Source organism: Amycolatopsis sp. H20-H5 (assembly GCF_035828755.1).
Taxonomy (GTDB): Bacteria; Actinomycetota; Actinomycetes; order Mycobacteriales; family Pseudonocardiaceae; genus Amycolatopsis.
Genome location: NZ_JAYMZS010000075.1, coordinates 38,830 through 45,631, shown reverse-complemented (window position 1 = coordinate 45,631; position 6,802 = coordinate 38,830). Strand labels below are relative to the sequence as shown.

At 63.3% G+C, this 6,802-nt stretch carries 5 protein-coding genes; 2 read left to right on the top strand and 3 right to left on the bottom strand.

Annotated features, from left to right (window positions below; genetic code table 11):
- Positions 1 to 205: 205 nt before the first annotated feature.
- From QMK34_RS31785 to QMK34_RS31775, 3 genes are read right to left on the bottom strand one after another with little or no spacing between them, the layout of a single operon-like run.
- On the bottom strand, positions 206 to 2,074 hold the full coding sequence (locus tag QMK34_RS31785) for a Z1 domain-containing protein (RefSeq protein WP_326418325.1): 1,869 nt from the start codon (positions 2,072 to 2,074) through the stop codon (positions 206 to 208).
- A 1-nt stretch (position 2,075) separates the two neighbouring features.
- A complete protein-coding gene (locus tag QMK34_RS31780; RefSeq protein ID WP_326418324.1) occupies positions 2,076 to 3,056 on the bottom strand; it encodes a PD-(D/E)XK motif protein in 981 nt (326 codons plus the stop codon).
- A complete protein-coding gene (locus QMK34_RS31775; RefSeq protein ID WP_326418323.1) occupies positions 3,053 to 4,558 on the bottom strand; it encodes an ATP-binding protein in 1,506 nt (501 codons plus the stop codon). The genes QMK34_RS31780 and QMK34_RS31775 overlap by 4 nt, the downstream gene beginning before the upstream one ends.
- 307 nt (positions 4,559 to 4,865) lie before the next feature.
- On the opposite strand from QMK34_RS31775, the gene QMK34_RS31770 reads away from it, so the two are divergent.
- Entirely contained in the window at positions 4,866 to 5,735 is an 870-nt protein-coding gene (locus QMK34_RS31770) for an NgoMIV family type II restriction endonuclease (protein ID WP_326418322.1), read from the top strand.
- A gap of 54 nt (positions 5,736 to 5,789) precedes the next feature.
- A complete protein-coding gene (locus QMK34_RS31765) occupies positions 5,790 to 6,749 on the top strand; it encodes a NaeI family type II restriction endonuclease (protein ID WP_326418321.1) in 960 nt (319 codons plus the stop codon).
- Positions 6,750 to 6,802: the final 53 nt, after the last annotated feature.

Sequence of the window (6,802 nt, the reverse complement as noted above, 5' to 3'; positions counted from 1 at the left end):
TGGACAAGCCGCACACCATGACCACCCGGGCCCGCCACTTGGTCGCGCTCTCGATCGCCGAGATCCGACGCCTGTTCAACCTCATCGACAAAGACGATCACGTCATCGACCAGGGCCTCCGTGCGTCTGCCTGGCGACGCGGACACCAGGCAGACGCACGAAGAAGCCACTTCAGACGACGCCTCCGCCTCCAGATGCTAGAGATCTAGCCCTGTAGTACTAGTACTCGCCAGACGGGTTGGCGGTCGAAGTCGAGCGCTTCGCCCTCGATCTTGTCCGAGTTGACCACAAGCACCGGGTTGCCGGTGCTGCCTACTTTCGCGATCGCTTCCCCTACATATCGTGCCAGAGCGTCGTAGTCGGGTGGGATCGGTTGGCCGTTTGACCGAGCGCGCATCACAGGAAGGGTGTCCTGCTCGAAAAGCGTTCGCAGGCGTTGCTGGGCAGCCGGAGAGGAGTAGCCGGATTCGTTCCAAAGCTTCTTGATCCGCTCGGCCTGCTCGCGGTGCACCGCAGTCTTCATGTGCTCGTGCACCAACATCGTGTGGTGCTTGAACTTCTCTCCCCCATTCACCTCCCGATACAACTTGACGGCGCCGGCGAGGACGAACGCATCCATCGCGTCGCGAAGATCGCAATGATCCTCCTGCAGTTCCACCGGGAGCAGCCGGACGTGCGCCTTCTGGTTCGAGTTCGCATTGGTCCGGTCCTCGTTGGGGATGATCGAGTCGACATCGTGGAAGTCGCTCGGCCCCATGTAACCGGGTGCGGACGGCAACGAGATGAGAAAGTCCGTGGGGAAGAGATCCTCCACGTCGCTGGGGTCGATGAAGACGTTCGCGAACGGGGTCGCGGTGTAGCCGACGTACTGCGCCCGCGGGAGCATCTTCAACAACTGCGAGATGAGTCTGTTGATGGCCGTGCGCGTCCGCTGGTCCTCCTTCCACTTCTTCGGGTTGCTGGTGTTCACCGATGCCTGATCGGACTCGTCGTCGACGATCAACACCGGCAGGTCTTCGATACGCGCGGCGCTGCGCCGCAGGTCGGCGACCAGCTTGGTCAGCACGGCGGCGTTCTTCTTCACGACCGCCAGTCGGGCACCGGTGTCGAAGAGATTCTCTGGGTCGTAGATCGGCTTTCCTTCATCGCGCTTGGGGAAGTCCAGGGCGATGATCCCCTGGCGGAGGCTCTTGTAGTCGCCGCGCTGGGTGGTCAATCGGTGGATGTTGGGTCTGCCCGCGAGGCGAGGCATGGAACCGTGGCGCAGGAAGCGATCGGCGATCCAGTCCGGATCGTCCTGGTAGTCGAGTCCGTCCAGCGCCAAGGGATCGTTCTCGTCGACACCTCCCAGAATGTTCTCGCGACCGACCAGCTCCATGTCGAGGCGTCGTTGAGTCTGCGCGCGCAGCAGGTCGGTGGTGCCGGTCAGGACGATCACTAGGCGGTAGCCCACATCGATCGCCTTGGCCAGCACTCCGGTGAAGTTGGCGGTCTTCCCGCTCTGGACATAGCCGACGACGAGACCCTTCGCCTTGTACGCCTTGGCCTGGGTGGGATCGGTGAGCCGTTCGACCACCCGGTCGGTGGCGACGTCGAGCGATGCCCTGGCCTCGGCGTCCCAGTCTCGCCGTTTCTCCAAGTATTCGTCGTAGTTCTTCCAGTAGTACGAGCGTCGTGCTTTGATCTCCTCGGTGTACCACTGGGTCCACTCAGGTGCGATGACCGTCGGGAGGAGAATGCCTGCAACCGTACATCTGTAGTTAAGGACGGCAGCGGTCGCATCGCCGAGTTTGAGCTGACGGGTGATGACGCCGCGGCGTTCAAGCGTGTTGGGTACAGTCCCTTCGGCCCACGCCGGTCCGACGGCGGCGTCCCATCGCGCCGTGGACGTGCGCAGGGCAGACCGCAGCGGATCGTTGAGTCCGGCGTCTTCGAGATGTCGGCGGAGAAGTTCGTCGTCGACCGCAACGTCGGGCTCGAGCCCGGAAGCCATGCCGTTGAGATCCCTGGGCCTGCCCATCGTCGCCATGGCCGCCAATGCGGCGACGTAGGCCTCTGCGGCAGTCGTGTCCATGTCAGATCTCCAGTCCGAGTGCCGCTTCGAGGTGCGCTGGCACCCCGTCTGCGGATGGCATGTCAGTCAGGTCTATCCGGTAGCGCAGGTCGGTGATGCGGCCGACACCGACGGCGTCGGTGTCGGCGGCAGCTCGAGTCAGGCGTGGGAATCCGACACTGACGCGGTGGACGGTCGGCGTGGACCTGAGCAGCCAACGGGTATGCATGATCGGTGCCATGGCACTCCGCCATCCGGTCCGGTTCAGCTTCTGGTCGAGCATGTCCAACGCCACGCCTGGGCCGACCGCGGCGCGAACGTGCTCGATGTATCCGGGAAGCGTCCGACCCGCCGTCGGACCTGACCGTGTCAGCTGCAATGACAGCAGCCACAAAGGACATCCCGGACTTTCGTCGAGTTGGGTCCACGATGAGATCCAATGTGCGCGGCGTTCGCTCTGAGTGCTCTTGACTTCGAGATCGAGCCCGTCCAGGGCGAAGTCGTGCTCCTCGGCGTGAGGTCCACACCACGCGTCGACAGCGGTGCCCGCGCCGAGCGGATCGATCAGCGTCCTGAGAACGAGGAGCTCGCCGAGCAGTCCGATCTCCATCTCTACGGTGAGCACGTCGATGCGTTGCAGAATTCTTCCCAGGACGCGCAAAGTCTCGGTGACGGCCGCGTCGGTGCACATGTTCTGCAGCTGCAACCGGTCGATGATCGCACAGAGCAGTGGATATCCGTCGAGAAAGAGTTCCTGTTGAGTGATGAGGACCTCGATCCACTGGGCGTCGTCACGGAAGACCTTGCGCGCGACAAGGTGCTCCAGTCTACTTTCTGGTCTGGTGCCGTCGTCGGGAATTCGGATCCCGATCGCCGGAGTTGCCGGATCGATGAAGACCTGGACAGGTGGATGCCCCTCCACAGCGAACTCCAGGGGAACGCCCATGTCGACATAGCGCTCGAACGTCGATGCGTCGAGGTGCCGGTCGATCGCGTCGATCAAGAGGTACCCTCGTCTTTGGCCGCGACGGTCAGAACTTCCTGCCACAGTTCGATGTTGTCCTTGTCCTTGGGACCGAGGTGTTCGCCTTCGAAAACATCCTCGATCAGCAGGTATAGCAATGCCTTCAGCAGCGGAGTGTCGTTGACCGTATGCCTCTGGCCGGTCGGTGTCGGGCGGTACTGCTGGTTGAGCCACAGGGTCCCGGTGGCGCGATCGACGTCGAAGAACGAGTCATTCTCGAATCGACGCCATTTGACGCTGAGTCCTTCGTGGCCGGGAACCGCGGGGATTTCCTCCTCGATCACGCTACGCAAACGCGGCGGGAAACCTTTGCCTGGCGGGATCATCGGCTTGCGCGAGCGGCTGCGCTGACGAGACTTTCGATAAGCCTGCTGGGCGTCCAGCAGATAGTCCGCGACGCCCGAGCCGTCGCCCGCGCGCGTACTCTCGGCGAGAGCGGTGAAGTCAGGACCCGTGATCACCCGGGACTTCTCCGGGTTCATCTGGAAGAGACCCAGGATGTCGTCGTCGATATCGACCGCGACCCTGGCCAGCTGCAGGGCGGGCTCGTCGGGATGGACACCACCCCACTGACCACCGGCTTGCAGGAGTCGGTCGTTGCGGTAGAAGTAGATGCCCTGATGATCCGCCGGTGCCCCGGAGAGCCGGAACTCGGGCAGATGTGAACGGCCCGGCCAGATGTGACAAGCGAATTCGACTTTGTGGCCGCGAGAGGTCGCCGCAAGTGTCTTCGGGTAGTCGGCGTGTCCCGAGCGGAGATAACCGAATGGATCGATCGCGGCAACCGGAAACCGTGGGCCGGGATGGATGCTGTCGACGTCTTCGACGTCGACCGTGACCGCGATGCGCCCGCTTGCGATGATGCGGTGCAGGACCAGCCCGAGATGATTGCGGATCTTGGCGATGGCCTGGGTGATGAACTTCTCCACCCTTGCTGGATCATCGGTCGTGGGGAAACCACTCACGACATCCCACCGGACGACGGTGCCGCTGCCACTCTCGGCGATGCCCCAAGACCGGTCGTACTCGTCGAAGCAGAAATCTTCGGAAACGATGTCGCACTGGAAGTTCTCCCGGTCGTCGCCAAGCACCCACCGCCGGCCCACCGGCGAACTGCTGACCGTCTTGGAGACGACAGTGACGGCACGGGCCTGACTGAACGAAGCAGCCTTCAAACCAATGCCGAACCTGCCCAACTCGGCGCGCCCGTACACCCGGCGACTGCCGACCGTCATGGCCGTGTCGATCTCGTTCCGCCCCATCCCGTGACCGTTGTCGACCATGTAGAGAGCGCGCAGCCGCCCTGCGCGGCGGACGAATCTAATCAGGACTTCGGACGCCTGCGCGTCGATCGAGTTGTCGACCAGATCGGCCAGAGCGGTCTCGAGCGAATGGTTCCTGCCGAGTCCCTCCATCGCCCGCGGGTCTGGCGGCAGAGCGACCGCACCACTGACCGCCACCTGCTCATGCCACGTACTCATCCGTGCTCCCCGTCTGTTGCGGGCCGGCCGTTCGCTCCGACGACGTCTCGCCGTCCAAGTCAATATCGCGGAACAGGACAGAACCATTACGCGCCGCAAGCAACGGAACTCGTGAGTAATAGCCTTGATGCCAGCCTCGACGGACATCCACGACACGTCTGACCAGGGGGCACGACGTGTCTCGGACCGGATTCCCGCGGCGGGCACGGTTCGGTTACGGTCCATGGCCGACTGTGGAGCCGCGTCCAGACGCGACGGGAACGCGAGTCTCCATGACTCCACGGCAGTCGGCCGGCAGAGTAGTGACGTGCCTGCACCCTTCACACGAGACCTATGCGGCTACCGTGAAAGCAACGGCAAGCCCAACATGTCGGACGCCCACGACACCCAATCGGTCCGACTGGGTGCACGGTTCCTCGATGTCATCGGGGTCGATCGCAGCCATTTACGACCCGATCAGGACGGGCTGACCTTCGAGCGCCACATCATCGAGCGACTTCAGATCGCCCGGCCCGACCTAAAGATCACGAACTCGGGCGCGGCATCCGACTTCAGCCAGTACCAACACCTGAAAGTGTTCCCGGACTTCCGCGCGTCGTACGACCGGTCCACAGATTCGATGACGGAAATGACCGAATTGATCGTCCGGCTTCCAGATGGCGCGGACCGACGTCGACTCGCTAGGACCGCAGCGAAGCTCAGCGACGGGATCGACGCCAACCTCCAGCTCGTCGACAGCCTGATCGGCCTGATGCCGGAAGAGTCGCTGCTCAAGGTCGACGTCGTCGTCGGTGTCCCCCAGCCTGACGGCGAACTGCCCGAACTGGCGATCGCACTGTCGGCAAAGTGGTCGCTGCGGACCGATCGCGCGCAGGACTGCGTGTCCCAAGGCAACAAGTTGGTGACACAGCGCAGAGGCCGCATGCCGCACTTCGGTGTGATCACGGCCGAGACGCGGCCGTCGATGCTGCGGATCCTTGCCGACGGTTCCGGCGCAGTCGACTGGGTGTACCACCTCGACCTGGACTCGCTGGCCAAGGCCGTCGACCTCGAAGCGCAGACGGCCCGCAATCCGGACACGTGGTCACCGAAAAAGACGTTCGACCGTCTCATCGGCCAGAAGCGACTCCGTGACTTCGACGACCTTGTTCGCGCGGTCGAAGCCCTGCCTGGGTGACGCGAGACCCTGAATTTTGCCCCGAAAGGGTGATGGCCGGGATACGGTTGCCGAGTGTCCGACGATCTCGCACTGCTCAACCCCGCCGAGGCAGCCCCCACAAGGGCAGCACTATCGACCGAGGCGCAGGACCCCGCCCTCATCGACGTCGCAAACTGGTTTCGCAAGCACGCTGACCTGGAGCAGCGGTTCGGTTCGATACTGCGCCAATCGATCGACGAGGTGTTGGACGGCCAGCGCACCGGCCGCTACGACATCGACCTCATGGAGAAAACCGAGAAGACCTATCTGGGCACCAAGGTCGAGATCGTGATCCGCGCTGCCTTCGAGCTGCCGCGGGGCAAAAAGATGGACTTCGCCGTCGCCGGGCACGACGTTGACTCGAAGTTCTCGATGCGAGGTGCGTGGTCGATCCCGACTGAGGCGATGGGGCACCTATGCCTTCTGACCTCGGCATACGATCGCAAGAGCATCTTTGACGTCGGGCTTGTCCGGATTACCTCGGAGATTCTCAACCAAGGACGCAACAAGGACCAGAAGACGACGATCACCGCGTCTGCGAAGGAGCGAATCGTCTGGCTCGCGCGCCGTGTTCCCCTGCCACGCAACCTCCTGTTGGCCCTCCCGAAGTCGGACGTCGAGGCCATCATGGCTCCGACCTCCGGGCAGAATCGGATCAACGAACTGCTACGCCGAGTCCAAGGCCAGCTGATCGAACGCACCGCCGCCGTCACCGTCGCCAGGCAGAAGGACGGGCTCAAAAGATGCCGCGACGCGCGCCACGCCCTAGCCCCTGACGGCATCGTCGTGCTCGGCAACCGCGGCGAATGCAAGGACATTGCCCGAACACTCGGGCTGCCGGTCCCGCCGATCGGCTGCTTCGTTTCGGTGCGACTCGTCCCGGTCTACGACAAGACGACGGACCGACCGAGACTACAGCGCCCCGAAGGGACATACGCCGTCGCGCGACCGGATGAGCAGACACAGCCAGCACCGCGAATTCGATATGAATGATCGTCCTGCGCGACGGAAACTGCGGTCCCAGGCAGCCTCGATACGAAATTCTT

Bases quoted from the DNA above. Each gene is read 5' to 3' on its own strand.
- QMK34_RS31785 (WP_326418325.1), bottom strand. From the start codon at position 2,074: ATGGACACGACTGCCGCAGAGGCCTACGTCGCCGCATTGGCGGCCATG.
- QMK34_RS31775 (WP_326418323.1), bottom strand. From the start codon at position 4,558: ATGAGTACGTGGCATGAGCAGGTGGCGGTCAGTGGTGCGGTCGCTCTG.